This window comes from Oscillospiraceae bacterium (assembly GCA_035380125.1).
Lineage (GTDB): Bacteria > Bacillota > Clostridia > Oscillospirales > JAKOTC01 > DAOPZJ01.
Genome location: DAOSWV010000020.1, coordinates 1 through 20,020, shown reverse-complemented (window position 1 = coordinate 20,020; position 20,020 = coordinate 1). Strand labels below are relative to the sequence as shown.

18 protein-coding genes are annotated in these 20,020 nt (G+C 50.9%); 3 read left to right on the top strand and 15 right to left on the bottom strand.

Features of this window, described 5'->3' with window-relative positions:
• Nucleotides 1–213 precede the first annotated feature (213 nt).
• The 15 genes from PK629_09130 to uvsE form a co-directional block, all read right to left on the bottom strand.
• Nucleotides 214–1,434 carry a shikimate kinase gene (locus tag PK629_09130; GenBank protein ID HOP11637.1) on the bottom strand — a complete coding sequence of 407 codons (1,221 nt, stop codon included), beginning with the start codon at nt 1,432–1,434 and terminating at the stop codon, nt 214–216.
• Nucleotides 1,435–2,577 carry a prephenate dehydratase domain-containing protein gene (locus tag PK629_09125; GenBank protein ID HOP11636.1) on the bottom strand — a complete coding sequence of 381 codons (1,143 nt, stop codon included), beginning with the start codon at nt 2,575–2,577 and terminating at the stop codon, nt 1,435–1,437. It lies immediately after the preceding gene.
• Nucleotides 2,578–2,767: 190 nt separating this feature from the next.
• A complete protein-coding gene (aroC, locus tag PK629_09120; GenBank protein HOP11635.1) occupies nt 2,768–3,853 on the bottom strand; it encodes a chorismate synthase in 1,086 nt (361 codons plus the stop codon).
• Nucleotides 3,854–3,993: 140 nt separating this feature from the next.
• Nucleotides 3,994–5,256: a 3-phosphoshikimate 1-carboxyvinyltransferase gene (gene aroA / locus PK629_09115; GenBank protein ID HOP11634.1), complete on the bottom strand. Its 1,263-nt coding sequence runs from the start codon at nt 5,254–5,256 to the stop codon at nt 3,994–3,996.
• On the bottom strand, nt 5,253–6,314 hold the full coding sequence (aroB, locus tag PK629_09110) for a 3-dehydroquinate synthase (protein ID HOP11633.1): 1,062 nt from the start codon (nt 6,312–6,314) through the stop codon (nt 5,253–5,255). Before aroB ends, aroA begins: the two co-directional genes overlap by 4 nt.
• Nucleotides 6,311–7,147, bottom strand: coding sequence for a prephenate dehydrogenase (locus tag PK629_09105; GenBank protein ID HOP11632.1), 837 nt, complete (start codon nt 7,145–7,147; stop codon nt 6,311–6,313). The genes aroB and PK629_09105 overlap by 4 nt, the downstream gene beginning before the upstream one ends.
• Nucleotides 7,144–8,145 (bottom strand): 3-deoxy-7-phosphoheptulonate synthase, encoded by a 1,002-nt coding sequence (aroF, locus tag PK629_09100; protein ID HOP11631.1) that lies wholly within the window; start codon nt 8,143–8,145, stop codon nt 7,144–7,146. Before aroF ends, PK629_09105 begins: the two co-directional genes overlap by 4 nt.
• 350 nt (nt 8,146–8,495) lie before the next feature.
• Nucleotides 8,496–9,233 carry a hypothetical protein gene (locus PK629_09095; protein ID HOP11630.1) on the bottom strand — a complete coding sequence of 246 codons (738 nt, stop codon included), beginning with the start codon at nt 9,231–9,233 and terminating at the stop codon, nt 8,496–8,498.
• A gap of 13 nt (nt 9,234–9,246) precedes the next feature.
• Nucleotides 9,247–9,885: a DUF5710 domain-containing protein gene (locus tag PK629_09090; GenBank protein HOP11629.1), complete on the bottom strand. Its 639-nt coding sequence runs from the start codon at nt 9,883–9,885 to the stop codon at nt 9,247–9,249.
• A 43-nt stretch (nt 9,886–9,928) separates the two neighbouring features.
• Entirely contained in the window at nt 9,929–10,636 is a 708-nt protein-coding gene (locus tag PK629_09085; protein HOP11628.1) for a hypothetical protein, read from the bottom strand.
• 79 nt (nt 10,637–10,715) lie between these two features.
• Nucleotides 10,716–11,204, bottom strand: a complete 489-nt coding sequence (locus tag PK629_09080; protein HOP11627.1) for a hypothetical protein — start codon at nt 11,202–11,204, stop codon at nt 10,716–10,718.
• Complete coding sequence (locus PK629_09075; GenBank protein HOP11626.1) at nt 11,195–12,346, bottom strand: glycosyltransferase family 2 protein; 1,152 nt, start codon at nt 12,344–12,346, stop codon at nt 11,195–11,197. The genes PK629_09080 and PK629_09075 overlap by 10 nt, the downstream gene beginning before the upstream one ends.
• Entirely contained in the window at nt 12,343–13,908 is a 1,566-nt protein-coding gene (locus PK629_09070) for an NAD(P)/FAD-dependent oxidoreductase (GenBank protein ID HOP11625.1), read from the bottom strand. The genes PK629_09075 and PK629_09070 overlap by 4 nt, the downstream gene beginning before the upstream one ends.
• 25 nt (nt 13,909–13,933) lie before the next feature.
• Complete coding sequence (locus PK629_09065) at nt 13,934–14,746, bottom strand: tryptophan-rich sensory protein (protein ID HOP11624.1); 813 nt, start codon at nt 14,744–14,746, stop codon at nt 13,934–13,936.
• A gap of 16 nt (nt 14,747–14,762) precedes the next feature.
• Nucleotides 14,763–16,016, bottom strand: coding sequence for a UV DNA damage repair endonuclease UvsE (gene uvsE / locus PK629_09060; protein HOP11623.1), 1,254 nt, complete (start codon nt 16,014–16,016; stop codon nt 14,763–14,765).
• A gap of 232 nt (nt 16,017–16,248) precedes the next feature.
• Between uvsE and PK629_09055 the strand changes: the two genes are divergently transcribed.
• The 3 genes from PK629_09055 to PK629_09045 all read left to right on the top strand — a co-directional run.
• Nucleotides 16,249–18,591, top strand: a complete 2,343-nt coding sequence (locus PK629_09055) for a hypothetical protein (protein HOP11622.1) — start codon at nt 16,249–16,251, stop codon at nt 18,589–18,591.
• Between the two features lie 4 nt (nt 18,592–18,595).
• Complete coding sequence (locus PK629_09050) at nt 18,596–19,729, top strand: glycoside hydrolase family 88 protein (GenBank protein HOP11621.1); 1,134 nt, start codon at nt 18,596–18,598, stop codon at nt 19,727–19,729.
• A gap of 143 nt (nt 19,730–19,872) precedes the next feature.
• On the top strand, nt 19,873–20,020 hold a 148-nt coding region (locus PK629_09045; GenBank protein HOP11620.1), incomplete at its 3' end, for a sporulation transcriptional regulator SpoIIID.

Sequence of the window (20,020 nt, the reverse complement as noted above, 5' to 3'; positions counted from 1 at the left end):
TTTCCGGTGGCTTGGATGAGTCCGAGATTCTTCGGCTTCGTGCGCTTTGCGCACTAAGCTCAGGATGACAAAAGTGATGTTTCCGGTGGCTTGGATGAGTCCGAGATTCTTCGGCTTCGTGCGCTTTGCGCACTGCGCTCAGAATGACAGAAATCGATGTTCCTTTCGGTGCGTTTTCATAGATTTAATCAGACCGAGATTCTTCGACTGCGCTCAGAATGACAGATCGGTTTTGATTTGGGCGGCGGTTTGGGCAAGGTCTTCGCAGTGATAGGTTTTGTCGCTCCATTTTTTATATAACGGCAGACGTTCGGCGTAAAGCTGTTCGACACCGGTCGAGATGGAGAGCGGGCGCCCCGCGGTGTCCAGTTTCGAAAGGTCGGTGTCCAAGAAGATACAGACGCTGTTTTGGCGGATCAGATCGAGGTTTGCGGGTATTTTGACAATGCCGCCGCCCGTCGCGATAATCAAGCCGCTTTCCTTGCTGACTTCCCGCAGGGCTTCGGCCTCGAGGGTTCGGAAATACGGCTCGCCGTGTTTGGCGAAAATCTCGGGGATTTCCGTACCGGCTTTTGCCCGAATCAAATCGTCGGTATCGGCGGTTTTGCGGCCGGTCAGTTCGGATAATAGATTGGCGACAGTGGTTTTGCCGCAGCCGGGCATGCCGATTAAAACGACATTCAGGGTCCGGCGGCGGATGGCGTCGGTGATGGTCTCGATAAGGGTTTCGGGCAACTGTTTGTTTAAGAATAATTCACCTGCGCGAACCCCCTGTGCGACCAACATCGAGAGGCCGTTTCGGGCGGGAATGCGTAAGGATTCGGCCTGCAAAAGCAGCGCGGTTTTGGCGGGGTTATAGATCAAATCGAGCACAAGACGGCAGTTCGGGAAAAGCGAAAGATCGACCGGAGACGTGCCGTTATGCGGATACATGCCGACGGGTGTGGTGTTGACGATCAATTCGGCGTCGGCGTGGCGGGATATGTTTTCGTAGTTATTCTCACCGCTGCGGGAAACGACGATAAACGGAATTTCGCAGTCGTTAAGCACCTTCTGAACCGTCTGCGATGAGCCGCCGCTGCCGAGCACCAACGCTTTTTTGCCCTTAAGTGCTTCGGCGTCTTTACCGAGCTGATAAGTAAAGCCGTCGTAATCGGTGTTGTCGCCGTACCACCCGCCGTCGGGCAGGCGCAGCATTGTATTGACGCTGCCGATGGCTTTTGCGCGCACCGAAATCTCTTTGCACAGCGGAATGACGTCCTTTTTATAAGGGATGGTCACGTTGAATCCGTCGAGGTCGGTGGTCTGAACGAATTCAGCCACTCTGTCGGGCTCAAGAGGGTAGAGTTTATATTCGTAATCGGCAATTTGGCTGTGAATGGCGGGGGAAAAGCTGTGGACGAGGGTCCGTCCGATCAGACCGAACCGTTGCATTTAGATCACCTCGGTATAACTGCCCAGGTATTTGAGTTCCGCGACCGCGCCGGTCAGGTCGTCGAAAATCCGTAAAAATTCGTCGGAGTACACCGAGACGTCGAGGTCAAAATAGAACATAAATTCGAAGTCGCTGTTGGCCAGCGGGCGGCTCTCCAATTTGATCAAATTGATGCCGAGGGCATTGAAACGGGATAAAATCCGATAAAGCGAGCCCTTGCGGTTGGGCAGCACCATCATCATACTGGTGCGGTTGGCGCCGGGGTAAATCTCGAGGTTTTTGGAGATACAGATAAAGCGGGTGTAGTTGTTGCCCTGATCCTGCACCGATTCGCGCAGGCACTCGAGCCCGTAGAGTTCGGCACAGCTGCGCGAAGACAGCGCCGCGATGTCGTTTCGGCCGGATTCGCGCACCAGTTTCGAGGCCGCCGCCGTGTTGGCGCAGGGCGTGACCTTGACGTTTTTCAGGTCTTTTAAAAAGTGCTGGCTCTGAGCGATGGCTTGTTCCATCGAGACGATCTCGCGGATATCCGAGAGCTTTGTGCCCGGATTGACCAACAGGCAGTGGTCGATTTTGATACGGCTGCTGCGCACAATGTAGCAGTGGCGTTCCATCATCAGATCGTAGATGCGGTTGACCGAACCTGCGGTGCTGTTTTCGAGCGGCAGGATGCCGTATTGGCAGAGGTTTTGTTCGACCGCCGCAAAAACGCCGTCGAAGGTGTTGAAATACATGATGCTGCCAGACGGGAAAATGCGGTCGGCGGCCAGCTGCGAATAAGCGCCTTCAACCCCCTGACAGGCAACGAGCGGCCGGGTCGGAAATTGAGTCGGCGTTGCGGCAATGGCCTTTTTAATCATATTTTTAATCGGCGACTCACCCGCAACAATTTGATTCTGCGCCGAACGGCTGAGGTCGAGTATCACCGAGAACAGCGCATCGGTGATCGGTGCAAGCTCGGGACCGGCCTGTTTGGCCAGATCAGCCAGCTTCTGGCGTTCGCGTTCGGAGTCGAGAATCGGCATCTTGTTTTCGGCTTTAAAATGCCCGATTTCTTTGATGATGCCCATGCGCCGGGCCATCAGATCGACAATTTGGGCGTCGATTGCATCGAGTTCGGTTCGTTTGTCTTGTAAAATCATATGATTTAATCCTTTCGTTGCAAGAAGAGAGAGGAGAGAGGACGTATGGGGAAGAGTGAAAAGTTAAGAGTGAAAAGTTGCGGTACCGCGCGGCGGGAAATCTGATTTAACCACCCCGGCACTTCGTGCCACCCCTCCATAGAGGGGAATTTTTTCTGCCCTCTGTCCTCTGATCTCTGGCTTCTTGGCACTAGTTTTTAAAGCCCATTGAAGCGTCGAAAACGGCCAGTGCGGCGGCGGCTTCGATGACCGGCACGGCGCGCGGAACGATGCAGGGATCGTGGCGTCCGCGGATTTGAAGTTCCTTTTCGGTATGCGTTGATAAACTGACGGTCTGCTGCGGGAGGACAATGGAGGGTGTGGGCTTGATTGCGGCGCGGAAAATTAACGGCATGCCCGAAGTGATTCCGCCCAAAATACCGCCGTGGTTGTTAGTCTTGGTGCGGATCTGTTCGCCGTCGACGATGAAAGGGTCGTTGTTTTCGCTGCCGTGCAGCAACGCGCTCTCAAAACCATTTCCGAACTCGATGCCCTTGACGGCGGGAATGCCGAAAACAATCGAGGATATGCGGTTTTCCATACCGTCGAACATCGGGTCGCCGAGTCCTACGGGCAATCCGGTAATGGCGCATTCAATCACGCCGCCGACCGAGTCCCCGGCCTTTTTTGCCTCCAAAATGGTTTGTTCCATCGCTTCACCGGCTTTGGGGTCAATCACGGTCAATGGGGAATGAGAAAGTTTATCGAAATCCGATTTGGAGACGGTTACGGGGTCGAATTTTTTATCGTTGACTCCGGCGATGCTTTGGATATGCGCGCCGATAAAAATATTACGTTCGGCTAAGAGCTGCAGGCAGATGCCGCCTGCGGCACAGAGCGGTGCGGTGAGCCGCCCGGAAAAATGACCGCCGCCCGTGGGATCCTGAAAGCCGTGATACTTGACCCCTGCGGTGTAATCGGCGTGGCCGGGACGTGGCATATCCTTGAGTTCGGCGTAGTCGGCGGGGCGGGTGTTGGTATTCCGAATCAGAATACAAATGGGTGCGCCGCAGGTTACGCCGTCGACGAGACCCGAGACGAATTCGGGGGTATCGGCCTCCGCACGCGACGTGGAGAGTTTACTCTGGCCGGGTGCGCGGCGGGTCATAAAGGCGGCAAGCGCCTCTTGGTCGATGCGGAATCCGGCGGGCAGGCCGTCGATGACCACGCCGACCGCCTCGGAGTGCGATTGGCCGAAGATGGAGATGCGTATGTTTTGACCCCAGCAGGAAGACATTTTTATCAGTCCTTTCGTGGCGTAGGGAACGGTAAACGGACACGGTCCGACGACCGTTCCTTAACACCGCTAAAGCGGTGTTGGAAATTCTAATCGTTAATAATACTTTTCGTCCGCGCAGTTGCGCGTACTCGGAACGGTCAAGACCGTTCCCTACAGATTCCGTTCAATCTTGAAAAATCGCTAAAGAATTCGGGGTAGGATTTGTCGACGGCTTGGGCGTTGGTGACGGTCACGGGGTTTTTGCAAATCGTTGATGCGATAGCCGCCGCCATGACGATGCGGTGATCTTGAAAAGCGTCGTAGGTGCCGCCCGTGAGTGTACCGTTTCCGATAATCGTTATCGTGTTTTCATTGGATGAAGCGTTACCGCCGAGGGCATTGATTAAGCCGCAGACCGTTGCGACGCGGTCGCTCTCTTTGAGGCGCAGGCGGCTGATGTTTTGAATCGTGGTCGTACCGTCTGCGGCGGCCGCGACGACAGCCAGCGCGGGCACGAGGTCGGGGATATCGGCGGCGTCGATGGTGATGCCGTGCAGGTTGCCTTTTCGGACAGTGACGGCGTTGTCGATTTGACTTACGGATGCACCGAACTGCCGCAGGATATCACAGATGGCTTTGTCACCCTGTCCGGAATTCGGATTCAGACCGGTGACGGTGATTTCGCCCGAACAAGCCGCAGCACAGAGCCAGAATGCCGAATTGGACCAATCGCCCTCGGGAATGGGCGTGTTTATCGCATGATATGTTTGATTTCCGGGGATGGAAAATCCGGTCGGCGTCGGGATGGCTTTGATTGAAAAAGCAGTCAATGCGTCGAGGGTCATTTGGATATAACCGACCGACTGGGTCTGCCCCGAAATGACGATCTCGCTGTCTCCGGACAGCAGCGGCAGAGCAAACAGCAGGCCGCTGATGAACTGGGAGGAGATGTCGCCGGGGATCTCGTATCTGCCGGAGGTGAGAATACCCGAGACGATTGGGGTCGCCGTACCCTTGCCGGTGATGACCGCGCCGTGGGCCTCGAGCGTGTTCCACAAAGCGTCCATCGGGCGTTCGGGCAGTTTGCCCGAGAGTTTAAAAGTCGCGTTTTTATTTAATGCGCCGATAACAGGAACAAGAAAACGGTATAAAGAGCCGCTCTCGCCGCAGTCGAGCGTGACGTTTTGATCGGAAGAAGCGATCGGAATGACGGAGAGTTCGTTGCTTTGATATTTAACCTTTGCGCCGAGGGCGTTGAGGCAGCGGACGGTGGCCTCGATGTCCTGCGAGAGCTTCGGGCAGGGCAGACACAGTTCGGTGTCACCCAAAGCCGCACAGATCAACAGGCGGTGCAGATGGGATTTGGATGGAATGGCTGCGATGGTGCCGTTTAAAGGGGCAGGTGTGATCGTTACATTCATAATACACCCTCAAGACCCAAATGTAAAAACTCACGGACTTCCGCGATCGGCATTTTCATCAGATCGCATTGACCGGGCTTGCGGGGGACAACGAGGGTCAGTTTGTCGGACAACCGTTTTTTGTCGGTCAAGACGGTGTCGAAAATCTCGTCCTCGGAAAAAACAGTCGAGGACGGAAGATTATATTTATCAAGAAGATTTTTAAGGATATCAAGGCATACCGGGTCGCAGAGGCCTTTTTTAACGGCGGCTTTGGTCATCAGCGCCATGCCGACGGCGACCGCGCTGCCGTGGGGAAGCGTGAAATTGCTGCGCTGTTCGACCGCGTGGCCGAAGGTATGCCCGAAGTTGAGCAGCTGGCGTTCGCCGGTATCCCGTTCGTCGGCGCAGACCACGTCGCGCTTGATTTCAACGCAGCGGGTGATGACCGACTCGCGGTCAAAATTATCCGTTGAAAGCAGATCGAAAATGGCGGCGTCGCGGATGAAGCCGTATTTGATGACCTCCGCACAGCCGTTGGAAAATTCGCTTGGGGGCAGCGTTTTGAGCGTGTCGGTATCGCAGATGACCAAGTCGGGCTGATAAAAAGCACCGATCAAGTTTTTGCCGGTTTTCAGATCGATCGCGGTTTTGCCGCCGACCGAGGAATCGACTGCCGCAAGCAGGGTGGTCGGAATTTGCACCAGTCCGATGCCGCGCATAAACAGGGCCGCGGCCAGTCCCGCGAGATCGCCGACGACCCCGCCGCCGAGGGCAAAAACCGTGTCGGCGCGGGTCAGGCGGCACTCGGCCATAAAATTTAAAGTATTGATTAAGGTCTCGGCGTTTTTGCTTTGTTCTCCGGCGGGGATGACGGTTTTGAAAACCGTGTAACCGGCGGATTGCAGGGATTTAGTCAAAATATCTGAGTAGAGTTTGTCGACCGTGCTGTCGGTGATAATCACGGCGTTGGCGGGGGTATGCACTTTGGCGGCGAGTTCACCCGCTTGTGCGAGCAAGCCGGAGCCGATTTTGACCTCGTAGGTCTTGGAGGGCGGGTTGACCAGAACGGTGTTCATTTTCCATCGACCTCCTCTTTGCGGATTCTGCCGTCGTCGAGCAGTTTTCGAAGCGTCGCTTTATCGTTTGCAGTGATGGCGTCGCGGTATTCGGTCAGTGAGGCGATGATGGTGTCGAGTTCGTGCACGAGGTTGTCGCCGTTTTCCAAAAACAGTTCCGCCCACATGTCGGGATTGAGCCATGCGACGCGGGTCAGATCCTGATAGGAGCCCGCCGAAAAGCCCCGGTGTTCGAGCGCGGTCGGGCTTTTGATATAGGCGTTTGAGACCACATGGGCCAGCTGCGAAGTAAAGGCGATGATGCAGTCGTGCTTTTCGGCAGTGATCACCGAGACCGAGCCGAAGCCCGCAGGCAGAATCAGCTGTTTGATGCGTTCGAGCAGGTTGATGTCGTCGAACACGCGGGGCACGACGACGAAACAGGCATTTTTGAAAAGATCGGCGCGGCTGCTTTTAAAGCCCCATTGGTGGGTGCCGGCCATCGGGTGACCGCCCGCGTATTCAAAGCCGTATTGGTTTGCCATTGCGAATCCGACCGCGCAGATATTGCGCTTGGTGCCGCAGCAGTCGACGACGAGCGCGGTTTTCGGGATGTGCACGGCATTTTCGCGCAGCCAGTTGGCGGCGCGTTCGGGCGAGATTGCGATTAAAATGCCGTCGCAGGTGTTTATCGTCTCGGGTGTCAGAAATCCGTCGATTGCCCCGGAAATGCGGGCGAATTCCTGCGTGGAGGGGTCGGCATCCGCGCCCAAAACCGTGATGGCTCCGGCGGCTTTGTATGCCTTTGCAAGCGAACCGCCGATCAGGCCGAGGCCTACGATGCCGATAATCATGAGAGTGCCTCCCTCACCTTGAGGATTTTGGCGGCCATGGTTTCGAACTGCTCGGGCGTGACCGACTGCGCGCCGTCGCTGAGCGCGTGTTCGGGGTCGTTGTGGACTTCGATCATCAGACCGTCGGCGCCCGCCGCCGTCGCCGCCATCGCCATGGGTTCGACGAAACGGGAGATGCCGATGGCGTGGCTGGGATCGACCACGATCGGCAGATGGGTCATCTCGTGCAGCACTGCGACCGCCGACAAGTCCAATGTGTTGCGGGTGTAGGTCTCGAAGGTACGGATGCCGCGTTCGCATAAAATGACGTTTTCGTTGCCGCCCGCCATGATATATTCGGCGCTCATCAGCAGTTCTTTGAGATTGTTGGCGAGGCCGCGTTTGAGCAGAATCGGCTTTTGGGTCTGACCGAGGGCTTTTAACAAATCAAAGTTTTGCATGTTGCGCGCGCCGACCTGAATCATGTCCACCGGATCAAACAGCGGGAGATCGTTGATGTTCATGATCTCGGAGACAATGGGCAGGCCGGTCTCGCGCTTGGCCTCGAGCAGCAGTTCCAGCCCCTCGCCGTGCAGACCCTGAAAATCATAGGGTGAGGTACGGGGTTTGAACGCGCCGCCGCGCAGAATCGACGCGCCGGATTTTTTCACGCTTCTGGCGACAGAGAGAATCTGATCGTGCGTCTCGACCGAACAGGGGCCGGCGATGATCTGAAAATTGCCGCCGCCGATTTTGACGCCGGAGACGTCCACCACCGTGGGCTGCTCGTGGAATTTGCGGTTGGCCTTTTTGAACGGCTCGGTGATGCGTTTGACGCTCTCGATGATCGAAAGCCCCTCGAGCAGGTTGATGTCGACCTTGCTGGTGTCGCCGACCAGGCCGATGATGGTGTGATATTCGCCCTCGGAGACGTAGGTCGAAAGCCCCATGCCCTCGAACCATTTGATTAAGCTGTCGCGCTGCTCCTTGGAGGTTCCGTGTTTTAATACCGCTATCATAGTTGTCTTTCCTTTCGCTGTCTGTTATTTTATTATCGGAAGTTTTGGCTTGCCTTAACCTTTTTCAAAAGGTTTTCTCTCTGTTTTAAATCAAAAAGGGCCTGTGCAGTGATTCTGCACGGCCCTGTGATTTCTTATCGGGTGAACCCCTTTAAGGTCTCAGTTATTGGCAACGCGAATCACTTCTTTTGATTTGTTCCAAAAGAAGTAATAAAAGTAATAATAACGCGCTGTCTGGTTGGGTTTCATAAAGTTCTCCCAAAAAGTTTTAAGACCTTTTTCCGTCCAATCCCGGAACTTAATAGCATTATAAGCGAAGAAAGGCAAAGATGTCAACTGTTTTGTGAAATTTAGTGGGGAGATGAGTTACCATTCTCTTTTTCAATTTGATCTGCCCATTTAGGAAAAAGAATTTTAAGAAATCGTCCTAATGGTATTACAAAAATGTATTTTAAAAATAGTCCTAATAGGCCAAAAACAGGTTTAATAAAATAATAATAAATCTTTTTTGTAAACGTGAATTTGCATCTATTGAATGCAAACAATTCGGCTTTTATAATGAAAATATTATATTTCGCTTGATATGATTGAATTTTTGAAAGTGGGTTCATACCAATATCATTTACATAGAAGGATAGAACCTCATTTGATTCAAGTTCACCAAACCGAGACATTCCAACTTCATGTCGGATAGTCTGTAAAATATCGGCGATGATGTATAATCCTATTTCTTTTGTGTTGTGTTTATTGTTTACAATTAAAGGATTTGTCGTGTATTCTCTGAAAAAAACGTATTTCTTATATATCTTTTTTGAACCATAAATTAATAAAGAGGCACCTGACTCGAAAAATTCATTTTTTGTCTTTTCATCTGGCTTAATTTTATTTGTATAAACTTTTTGAAGCAAGTGGATGAATTTTTTGTATTCTTCTCGCCGGAGCTCCAGTTTTTTAAATTTTACTTCAGATTTTCTACCGGATAAAAAGATAATTAGGGTTACAAATATTGAAATAAGTGTTATTTGTTCTATTGTAAGATTAGCAAGAAAGTTAAAAATAGTATTGTATATAGTTTGAAGTATATTCATGGTTTTCCTCCGACTATTCCCAATTCCAATTCGTATTGACGTAATGTAGGTGCTGTTTAAAGGTTTTATCAATGAAATTATTGAATGTCTCACTATTAACTATTAAAGGAATATCGTTTTCGATATTTATTCGATAAACAATGAGTTTTTCTGCTTGTTCAATTCCATCTATAAAGAAAGGACTTTCATCTTCATTAAATAAGTAATAATTGCCTTGTATAACGCTACAATATTGACAATGATTACTATTATAGAATTTATTAATGGTTTTAGAAAGGTCCCAATAAAAATTAAAATTGTCATGTAGAAGGTTTTTAAAATGTGGTGGAATATTGTCGGGGGCATCGCTAATAAGAATGTTTTCACATGAATAAATTATTTTATCAGTATCTTCAATTGTATCAATAGCATAATATTTCTCAAAGCCAAATGCAATCACAGGGGTAACTTGTCCACAGCGAAAACATTTTTGATTTCCTTTGATTATAAAAAATTCATCTAGCGCAATAATATTTCCATTAATCCACTTAATAAATTTGCTATACTCATCTCTAGATTGTACAAACCACATTTTTTCTCGGTCATCCCAGATCGCACCTTTTTCTTGTGCCTGATCGTTTTCTTCATATGGTACTTCAATATATAAACCCACTATTTATTCCTCCTTATAATTCTAGTAACATTTTTGATATAATTCATTTTTTGCTACCATCTTCGAGTTTATTACCAATAATATTCAAAACAATTATAACAATAAAAAAAGTGAAAAATAACATTTCAATAAGGCAAATAGTTTTTGCTATAGTGCAATTTGGAACAATATTTACTATTGTTTGGAGAGAGAAAATCTGAACAGCAAATAAGTAGATGTCCACAAATATAGATAAAGTACTTGTTGTATCAATGCCCGTGAATGCATTTTGAGAATAAATAAATGCTATACAATAAAGATTCACAAAAGCGGTGATTGAACCTAAAAATCCTATTATGAAGTGGTGGAGGTCTTTTAAAGATAACTTGTTTTTAGAATAGCTAATAATAATTGTTTTACTATAATTTATTAATATAAAAATATCAAAAGCTATACCGGCTATTAAAGTAATTAACGCTACTATAGAGTTTTTATCTTTACTATATTCTGCACATGCTCCCAACGATATAAATATTATATATAAAATATAGAGTTCATCATAACAATTGAGTAAGAAAACAATTATTCTGTGAAAAACAGAAAAGCTTATTATATACATAAATAATACTAAAATAAGAGGAAGTGTTATGATTAGATTGCCTATTCTTGAATAAATATTTAATTGTTTTGAAAAAATGAAATATAAAATTAAAAGCATTAAAAGACAAATGAATCCGATGATCTTAAAATTTTCTTTTAATTTTTTATTCATATCTAAAACCTCATATCCTAGTCAGTTGTTCGCTGGATTAATTAAAATAAATATATCACAAAAATTTACAGTTTTCAACTTATCCCCTTTTTCTCTCCATCACCCGTTTGATGCGCGGGCGGTTGTAGCGCTGGGCGAGGATGCAGGGCATGTTGACGGCGAGCGCGTATAAAAGCATCAGCCACACCACGCCCGGCGGGGTGAAAAATCCGAATACCCAAAAGGGTAGAATCGCCAGCCAATGGGTCAGCTCGCCGCGCGCCGACTCGATTAAAAACCGTGAAAGGTTTTGCGGCGAAAAATCCGTCAGGCGCTTCTTTGCAAATCCGTGCTTCTTCCAGACCATGCCGCCGTCCGGCAGCAGGTGCTTCCAACGGCTGACCTTGAAGATTTTATCGTAGATGCGGCCCTCCCGCTCGAACCGGTGGGCTTTGAAAAAGAAGCGGTCGGGCGTATAAATGCGGTCGGGCAAAAACAGGGCGACCAACGCCGCGCCGACTTGCAGAACCGGCCAGACGACAAAACAGAGGACAAGCGTCCATCCGATGGGCAAAAAGATCACCTGCATGCGCAATTTTCCTCCTTTTCGTCCGGGTCTTCGGATTTTTCGCGCGTGGGGACGGCTCTGCCTTTCCAGCGGACATTCAAGCCGAACAGCTTATTGAACGCCGACACCGCGAAAACGGCCAGCATCACCGCCAACAAAATCGGATAGAGCAAAACCGCCGCGAACCGAAAGCGACCGACCCGCCTTGAAAGCAATGTCAAAACCGTGACCCAGAGCAGATACAAAAGCGCAAAAAGCCCCGTGAAAAAGAGGTCGCCCGCAGCGGCGTATTTGAAAATTTGCAGCGGGACGGAACACATCGAGGCGATCCAGAAAAAGACCATTGCGAACACGAACAGCGGCGTTTTGACCGCGCCTGTGGCGATATTTTTGACCCAGCCCTGCAGCAGATCGCCGAACCCGCCGCCGTACATCCGAAAAGCGACGTCGATGTCGCCGACAAAAACGCGATAAGAAAGACCGGATTTTTTCAGATTTTGACCCAGTGTCATGTCCTCGACCACGCTTTTTCGGGCGCGTTCGTGGCCGCCGACGGCGATATAATCGGGTTTCGGCATCAGAATCACCGGCCCGAACAGGCCGACGTTTTTCGGCTTCGGCAGGGCGGTGCCGTTGCCCGCGAGTTGGATCAGATTGAACGGCAGCGAAAACTGCTCGTAGTATTTTACAGTGCGGTGATAGGGCTGCACCGAGACGGTGCAGCGGGAATTTTCATAGGCCTGCAATATCCGCGCAAGCCCGTCTTTTTGCAGGCGGACGTCGGCGTCGAGAAACAGCAGCAATTCGCCTTTTGCCTGATTGGTGCCGTTTTGGCAAGCCCAGGTCTTGCCCGTCCAGCCTGCGGGTTTTTCGCGCAGGGAGATCAGTTTTATATCAAAATCCAAGGCGATTTGCGCGGTCGAATCGGTTGAAGCATCGTCAACGCAGATGATTTCGAGCGGGGCAAGGGTTTGTGCGCCCAGATCGGACAACAGAAGCGGCAGGTTTTTTTCCTCGTTACGGGCGGGAATGATGACCGAGAGCAGCGGAAAACGCTCGGCTTCGGGTTTTGCTTTCGGCAGGCGCGGGAAGCGGAAAAACAGCACCGCCGCCGAAGCAAATCCGAGCAGGATGATGGACAGGACGATCCAGAAATCCGTCATGTCGTTTTACCTTTCAATTGTTTATGTACGGCGTCGGCAGCCAATTTGCCCGTGAGAATCGAGACCGGAAGCCCGGACGGGCTGAACGTCCACTGTCCGCACTGGACGACGTCTTTGAGCGGGGTATTGACCGAGTTCGCGATTTTTTGAAAGCGGTTTTCGGCGGGCATTGCGCCCGTGAACGCCCAACCCGTAATCGCACCCTGTTTATTGCCTGTCTCGCGCTCAATGGTCATCGGGGTGGAGCACATCGAAAACAACTGGTTTTGACGCAGTTCGGGCAACAGTGATTCAAGCGCATTCAGGATTTTATCGGTGCAGAACTGCTTGAATGGCTCGTATTTACCTGCTTCGGCAAAGTGTTTGACCAATCGGTAATCCATCAGAGTGCTGACGATGACACCGGTCTGCCCATCGGGCGCAAGCGTGATGTCGCGCAGAGACGGACAGGAGATCTCATAGGTCGTACACCGGAGGAATTCCTCAAGCCACTGCCAGAGTGTGTCTTCGCCTTTTTCGGCGGCTTTGCGCCAATCGGGCAGCGACGAAAGCCCCTCGGGGATCGGGGTATAAAACGCATGTGCGCCGCAGCGGTCTTCAAAATAGGGCTTATCGCAATCAACGCCCATAAATACCGTGAGAATCGAATCACCACCTTCGCTTTGTTCGGCGAGTGCGCGCTGTTTTTCGGCGGAGGTGTCGGCATGTTCGGCAATTTGATAAAGGGTCTGCTGATCGGCGGCCCAAACGAGTTTTTGATAGTGATAGATCTCGCCGTTCGCCGTGAGTTCGTGCGCCTCGACATCGACGCGGGTTACGGCGGTTTCGGTCAGAATTTCGCCGCCGTGGGTGCGGATATAATCGGATACTTTTTCGGCCAGCGTGCCGGTGCCGCCCTGCGGGTAACGGTAATCGAGATAGAGCCCGAAATAACTCAGGGCAAAAAAGGACGGCGTGTCTTTGAAAAAGTGTTGAGTGATCATATCGATCAGCGCCGTGTTGTCGGTGAAACGGCGCAGATAGGTCTGAATCGGCTCATTGAGGCGGCTCGCTTTTCGGATATTGACCTGATAGCGCAGCAGCCACGGCAAAAGGGTTTTCATCAGATATTCGGGCTTGGGATTTTCCATAAACAGCGGATTGTCGATGCCGTACAGCACATCCATATAATCCATGACTTTTTCGATCTCGGCTGCGATTTTTGCGATATCCGCTGCGTTTTCGGGAAATAGATCGGTCAGTGCGTCGGCGTAATCGTTTAAACTCTCTCGCGAGGTCAGCAGAACCCGACGGTTTTCGAAAATGATTGAAACCGGATTTTTGACCAACAGCATCTCGATGCCGAGATTTTTGAGCATGGGAAACAGGATGCCCGAGTCCTCAAACGCCCGGATACCGGCATCAAAAGCGAAACCGCGATATTGAAAGGTATTGACAAGGCCGCCCGTCTTTCGGTTTTTTTCGAGCAGCAGCGTACGGTGTCCGCCTCGGCAGAGGTAAGCGGCGGCAGTCAATCCGGCCAATCCGCCGCCGACCGCAATCGCATCGTATGTTCTGTTCATGGGGAACCTCGTTATAGTAAATTTATCAGGAGTTCCTTTTCTTTTTAAGGGTTAATGTCGAGAAAATCACTGCGGCGGCAAACAGGGCAAGGCAGATGATGACGGTGAGGATGACGTTGGGGTATTGCCCGTTGAAGCCCGAGGCCGACAGGTGTTTGACCAGAATGCCGGTATAGGCCCAAATCAATACCAGCCCGTAGGCGACGTCTTTGAGCCGGAGAATCGTGATAATGCCGATCAATGCGCCTACCGAAAGCATGATGATGGTCCAAGCGGGTTCAGACAGGCCGAAACGATCCCAGCTAACGCTCACGAGCAGGGTTGCGGCGTTCGCAATCGTCGCCACCGTGATCCAGCCGAAGTAGACCGAAAAGGGCAGGCGCAAGAACCATTTTTCGCGCGTGGTCAGGGCTTTGGCGTTGATGTTGACGACAATATCCATCAGATAGAGCAGCAAAAGCACCATCAAAATAAACGACAATGCGATGCGGTTATAATGCCAAGCGAAAATCCAGGCGGCGTTGGTCAATGATGATACGGCAAACATGAATCCGACTTTGCGCATCAGGATGATGTCTTCTGTTTCGCTTGAGCGGAAAAGGCCGAGTTGATAGAGGGTTGACAGCGCGAGCAGCAGATAGATCAAGCCCCAAATCGCAAACGTATATCCCGCCGGTGCGAACAGATTGGGATACGAATCGGAGACCGCACCCGTCCCGATGCCGTTGAGAGGCAGGATGTTTGCCAAGGCATTGACCGTTACCATCCCGACAAAGGCCAATGCGATCAGGAATTTAAACAGTCCGCTGATTTTGGTTTTGTCTTTCATTTTCTTCATTTTCGAACACTCCTTGTTATTGATAGAGATAATACCCTTCGAGCAGGTAATTTTCACAATATTTCTCCGCGAGCCGCAGGAAATGGTTTTTGACCGATTTGAGTTGAGATTCACCTGCGGCGTATTTTTGCAACAGGATCTGAAAGCGTTTTTTCTCGGTTTGTGTCGCTTTGTCTTTGAAATATCCCCAAACGTGCTGTGCGGCGTTGGCCGCGTTTCCGGGTTCGATCGGCAGATCGAGGGCTTCTTCAATCAGGCGATAAAACGGCAGAGCGGGATATGCGGTTTTATCTTGCAGCAGTTTCCGGGCGGTTTGATAATGTCCCGGGGAATGTTCGAGGATGCGGTATTTATAACGCGCCCACTCGGCTTCCAATGCGGCAATGCCTCGGTGGGAAATACAGTTGAGGCACTTTAACGCGGAACGGTTTTTGTCCTTGACTTCGAGCATGATGTCAACGTCTAAATCCGAAAGCGGACGGATAAAATTTAAAAACGGGTCGATGCGGATAAAATCGGAATGCGCGCCGGGCTTTTTCTGCGGATTCTGCTGCGAATAGTGGATTTTGGGGCTGCCGTCTTTTTCGTGCCATGTGGCGGCGCATTGTCTGATCCATTCGCGGTCGGAACGGGATTCTTCGGGCGGATTCACAGCATGGTGCAGGTTGTCGAACACCACGGGGATTTGAGCGGCAAGAGCCGTTTCAAGCACATCTTTGATGTTGAAAACCGTGTCGTCGTTTTCGAGCAAAAGGCGATTTTTGATCTTCGGGTCGAGTTGGTGAAAGCGGGACAGAAAACGGGCTTTGGCCTGCTCTTTGTTATCATATGCACCGCCGAGGTGGAGGATGATTTTATGGCTTGCGTCGAGACCGAGGGCATCGAGCAACTTTGCATGGTAAGCGAGGTCCTGTGAGGCGCGTTCAGCCACGGATTCATCGGGCGAATTGAGAACGGTGTACTGCCCGGGGTGCATCGAGACGCGCAGATGGGAGTCGCGGATTTTTTGCCCGATGGCGGTGAACCGATCGGCATAAAGATCTTGCCAAGGCAGTTTTGCCGCGGCGCTTGAACCGAACGGAATCAGATCCGAGGAGATGCGAAAGAGTTTGATACCGTTTTTGATATTGTAGTCGATCAGGGTCTCGAGCGCGTTCAGGTTGTGTGCGATGAGCGGCAGAAGGCGTTCCGGCTGCGCGTTTTTCAGCGTGCAGCTTTTCAGTTCGCTTCCGGGTACGGCAACGGCCAAACAGGCGTATCCGATGTTCATAACGTCCCTTTCTGCCGGCGGGGGTCTGTCTGTCGTGTTTGAGAATGCGGGGACCGTTTGCGGTGTCGCGGCGATTTTTACTTGGTTCATATTATACAGCAAAATATGCCATTTTTCAACCTTGAAATTTGTTTTGCATCAAAGGCGGCCGAAAGCGTGAAAAGGTTGACATCACGGGTCGGGAATGCGATAATTTTATGCGAAATCATATTGAGGGCTGCGGGAGATGCGTATGAACAAGGAAATCATTAAAATTAATGAGGCGGAGGGGATTTTCCTTCCGATGTTCGACGTCAATTTAAACGATACAAGCGAATTCACGGCTGAAAACGCCGTTTTGGTTCAATCGTGGGACTGCTGCATGCTGACGGGGAAATCCGAAACATTCGGCGTGACCTGGAACGGCATGGTCGATATGGGGGAATATGATCGGCTGTTGTTTTTTATCAATCCTCCGCCGTATGTCAAAGTCGGCGGCACCGCAATTGTGAACGGCGAAGAAATAAAACTGTTTGAAAATGTTTTCGGCGCAAACGCGCCGATCGAGATCGCGGGAACGGTATCGGCGGACATGAACGGCAAACGGATGCTGACCTCATTTACGCTCACGTTCGACGCATGCGGTTCGGCGATTTCCTCTCATATCATCTCATTGGGTTGGGTCGGCGTATTATGTAGTGATAAAGAACATTTGATCGAAGATGCCCTGCCGAAATACGACGAACATTCGTTTGACAACTATCTGATCCATGCGCAGCCTGATTTGCGGGACAATGTCTTTTACGGGCAAAAAGAGTTAGACGCGATGATCGAAAAGGCTCGAGCCGATATACGGATGAAGCCGGCGTTTGAACAGCTTGCCAAAAAAGCCGCCGCGTATGAAAATTTTGTGCCGGAAAAGGAAATCCGGCAATATCTTGCGGTTAAGGAGCATATGTACCGCTATGTCCGCGTCCGGGACAGAAACCGCCTCGAACTCAAAAGTGTTTTGACGCTGATGGCAGTCGCGGGGTATGTGCATAAAAATCCGAAATGGACGATGCTGGCGGCGCGCATGCTGCTGTCGATCGCGGTCACGCCTTTTTGGTTCGAGGGTCCGCAGGCCAACATGCCCGGTTCGAACTGGCACCACGTCTGCTTTACCGAGGAGGGTGTATGCCGCGAGATCACCTATGCGCTCGGGTTTTTGGGCGGTGTGTTGACGGAAGAAGCCAAAAAACGGATTCTGGTTGGAATGAAAAAACACTTCCCGACCATCGAGAGATGCTGCGACGAGGTCTGCTATCGGCGGTTTATGAATCAGGGCGTGGTCGAGTCGTCGGGCAGGGCGATTGCGGCGCTCGGTTTGAAAATCCTCGGGGACGATGAATATGCCGGCATGGAAAAAATCGAATCTTATTACCGGCAAAACGTTGAAATCGTCAACAACTATCTCAACGAAGAGGGTCACTGCTGCGAGGGTCCGGGGTATTATTTTTACTCATTTAACTCCTCCTTTACCCTGTGGATGGCCTACGCGCGCATGAAAGGTGTGCCGGTCAAAGACATCGTGCCGGACCGGGTGCTGCTGTCCTTCAAATATCTCGAATGCCTGTTTTCGAGGGCAAAGCAAAACGAGGATTTCGTCTACACCAACAGCTGGGGCAACAAGCGGCAGTCGCCGTTTTTGATCGCGGCCTATGCGCGCTATCTCGGCTTTGAGGCGGGTATGGCACATGTCGAAAAGAGATTGGCGGGGAATCCCGAAGAGCTTGAAATCGAAAACAGCTTGAATTTTATCATGCTGTGCGATTTTATCGCGCATGAAAAGCCCGTGCCGCAGAAAATGCCGCCCGAATGGGTGATCTTTGAAAAATCCGGGCTGGCGTCATATGAATTCGATAAGGGGAAGTTCTGGTATTTCGCCGAGCGCAACCCGATGACCTGCCACTACCACGGAGATCGGGGCAGTTTTATTCTGCATTATGCCGATGAGGCGCTTTTTGCCGACCCCGGCATTGTCTCTTATAACAACGCGATGTCGCGCCATATGGTGCTGCAAACCTACCACAACGTCGCCTATCCGACGGGACGGCAGATGAAAATCAAGAGCGAAAAAGCCGACGGGATCGCCTCCGACAAAAAGGCGCAGGCAAACGGAACACTGGTGCTGGACAATTCGTTTTGGAATGACTATGTGCCGGAGATCAAGTATTTAAAAAAGACGAAAAACGGCCTTGCGTTTTGCAGCGACCAAAAAGCGCTTTTCCCCGGTATTGCGCTAAAAGGCGAACGGGCGGGAGAATTTTCGGAAAACGGTCTTGTGTTCACCGATACCTGGGAGCTGACGCACGAAGACGGGCTTACCGTCAACTTCGTCTCGTACGGCAAGTGGGAGATCACCGATCACGGCGCATCTGTTCGGGTCGGGAAAGCCGCTGCGGTTTTGAAATTCGAGACCGATTTGAAAATTTCGCTCGCTACGGACACGGGCATGATCGACGCGCAGCAAAGGCCGATCACCGTGCTGCGTCTGATGACCGAACCGGCAAAAGAGATTCGGGTGAAAACCGAAATCAAATTCTTCGAGGTGTGAGAGAATGGAATTCAAGGATTTTATCGAAAAAATCGATCATACAATCGCCGCTTTGGGCGGCAATTTGCGGGAATATCCGGCCTGCGCAACGGGGAATTATCTTGAAAACAGGGAAAAATCCCTGCCTTTGAGCAGCATCTCCAACTGGACGCAGTCATTTTTCACCGGAGAGGCGCTGCTGGCGTATGCCTATACCGGAGACCGGAAATACACCGACTGGTGTGAGCGTTTTTACGGGGATTATTATGATAAGGTTTTCAAGACCCCGAATCAGACCATGCACGACCTCGGGTTTTTATTTACGCCGTATGCGGTGGGGTTATACCGGTTGCTGAAAGAGGATAAAATGCGGGAACTCGGTTTGCGCGCGGCACAGGTATTGGCGATGCGTTTCGACCCGAAAAGCCGCCACATCCGCGCCTGGGGCAACATGCAGAACGAACTGCCCGACGACCTGCCATTCGGTGACGACGGCTCTTTCTATCTGAAAAGCGACGGAATGGCGATCATCGACTGCATGATGAATCTGCCGCTGCTGTTATGGGCAAGTGAGACGCTGAATCATCCCTTTTACCGTAAAATCGCCTGCGCCCATGCCGACATGACGATGCATTATTTTATTCGGAAAGACGGTTCGGTCTGCCATGCCTATCGTTTTAACCCGGAGACCGGTGCGCCCATCGGCGAGGACAACAACTGCGGATGGTCGGTCGGGTCGCACTGGAGCCGCGGCACCGCTTGGGCGGTCTACGGCTTTGCGATTTTATACGGGTACACGCGCGACAAGCGTTATTATGAGACGAGTGAACGGTTGGCAAAGGACTTTTTGCGGCTGAGCGGCGGGAAAGTTCCGGTTTGGGATTTCCGGCTGCCGAAAAGCGAACCGCAGAACCTTGACACCTCCGCTGCGGCAATCACGGCATGCGGGCTTTATGAATTGTTCAGATATTCTAAGGATGAAAAATTGAAAAACGGCGCGGACGGGCTGATGGCCGATTTGGAGCGGTATGTCAACACCGACCCAAAGGTAATGGGTGTACTGAAAGAACAGAACGGGCGGCATTATTATACCTGTTTCGGCGATTATTTCTATCTGGAGGCGCTTGTAAAAAGAGAAAAAGATTATCGGGTTTGGTAATCGACCGCTTAATTTAGAATTTTGAAGAGCACTCCTTTTGGGGTGCTCTTTGTTTTATTGGAAAAAGGTAAGAAAACGACAGAAAACAGTTATTATTTAAACCCGAACCCGCATACATTATAAAAAAATCGGGAGGGCGGAGGATGAGAAGGGGACGGTACGGGAAGGAATGCGGAGGATTTGACCCGATCTCGGACAGGGTGTTAATGCTTGCGGCTTATATCGCTGCGACCGGCGCCACGGTTCGGGATGCCGCGAAGCGCTTCGGCGTCAGCAAGAGCACGGTACATA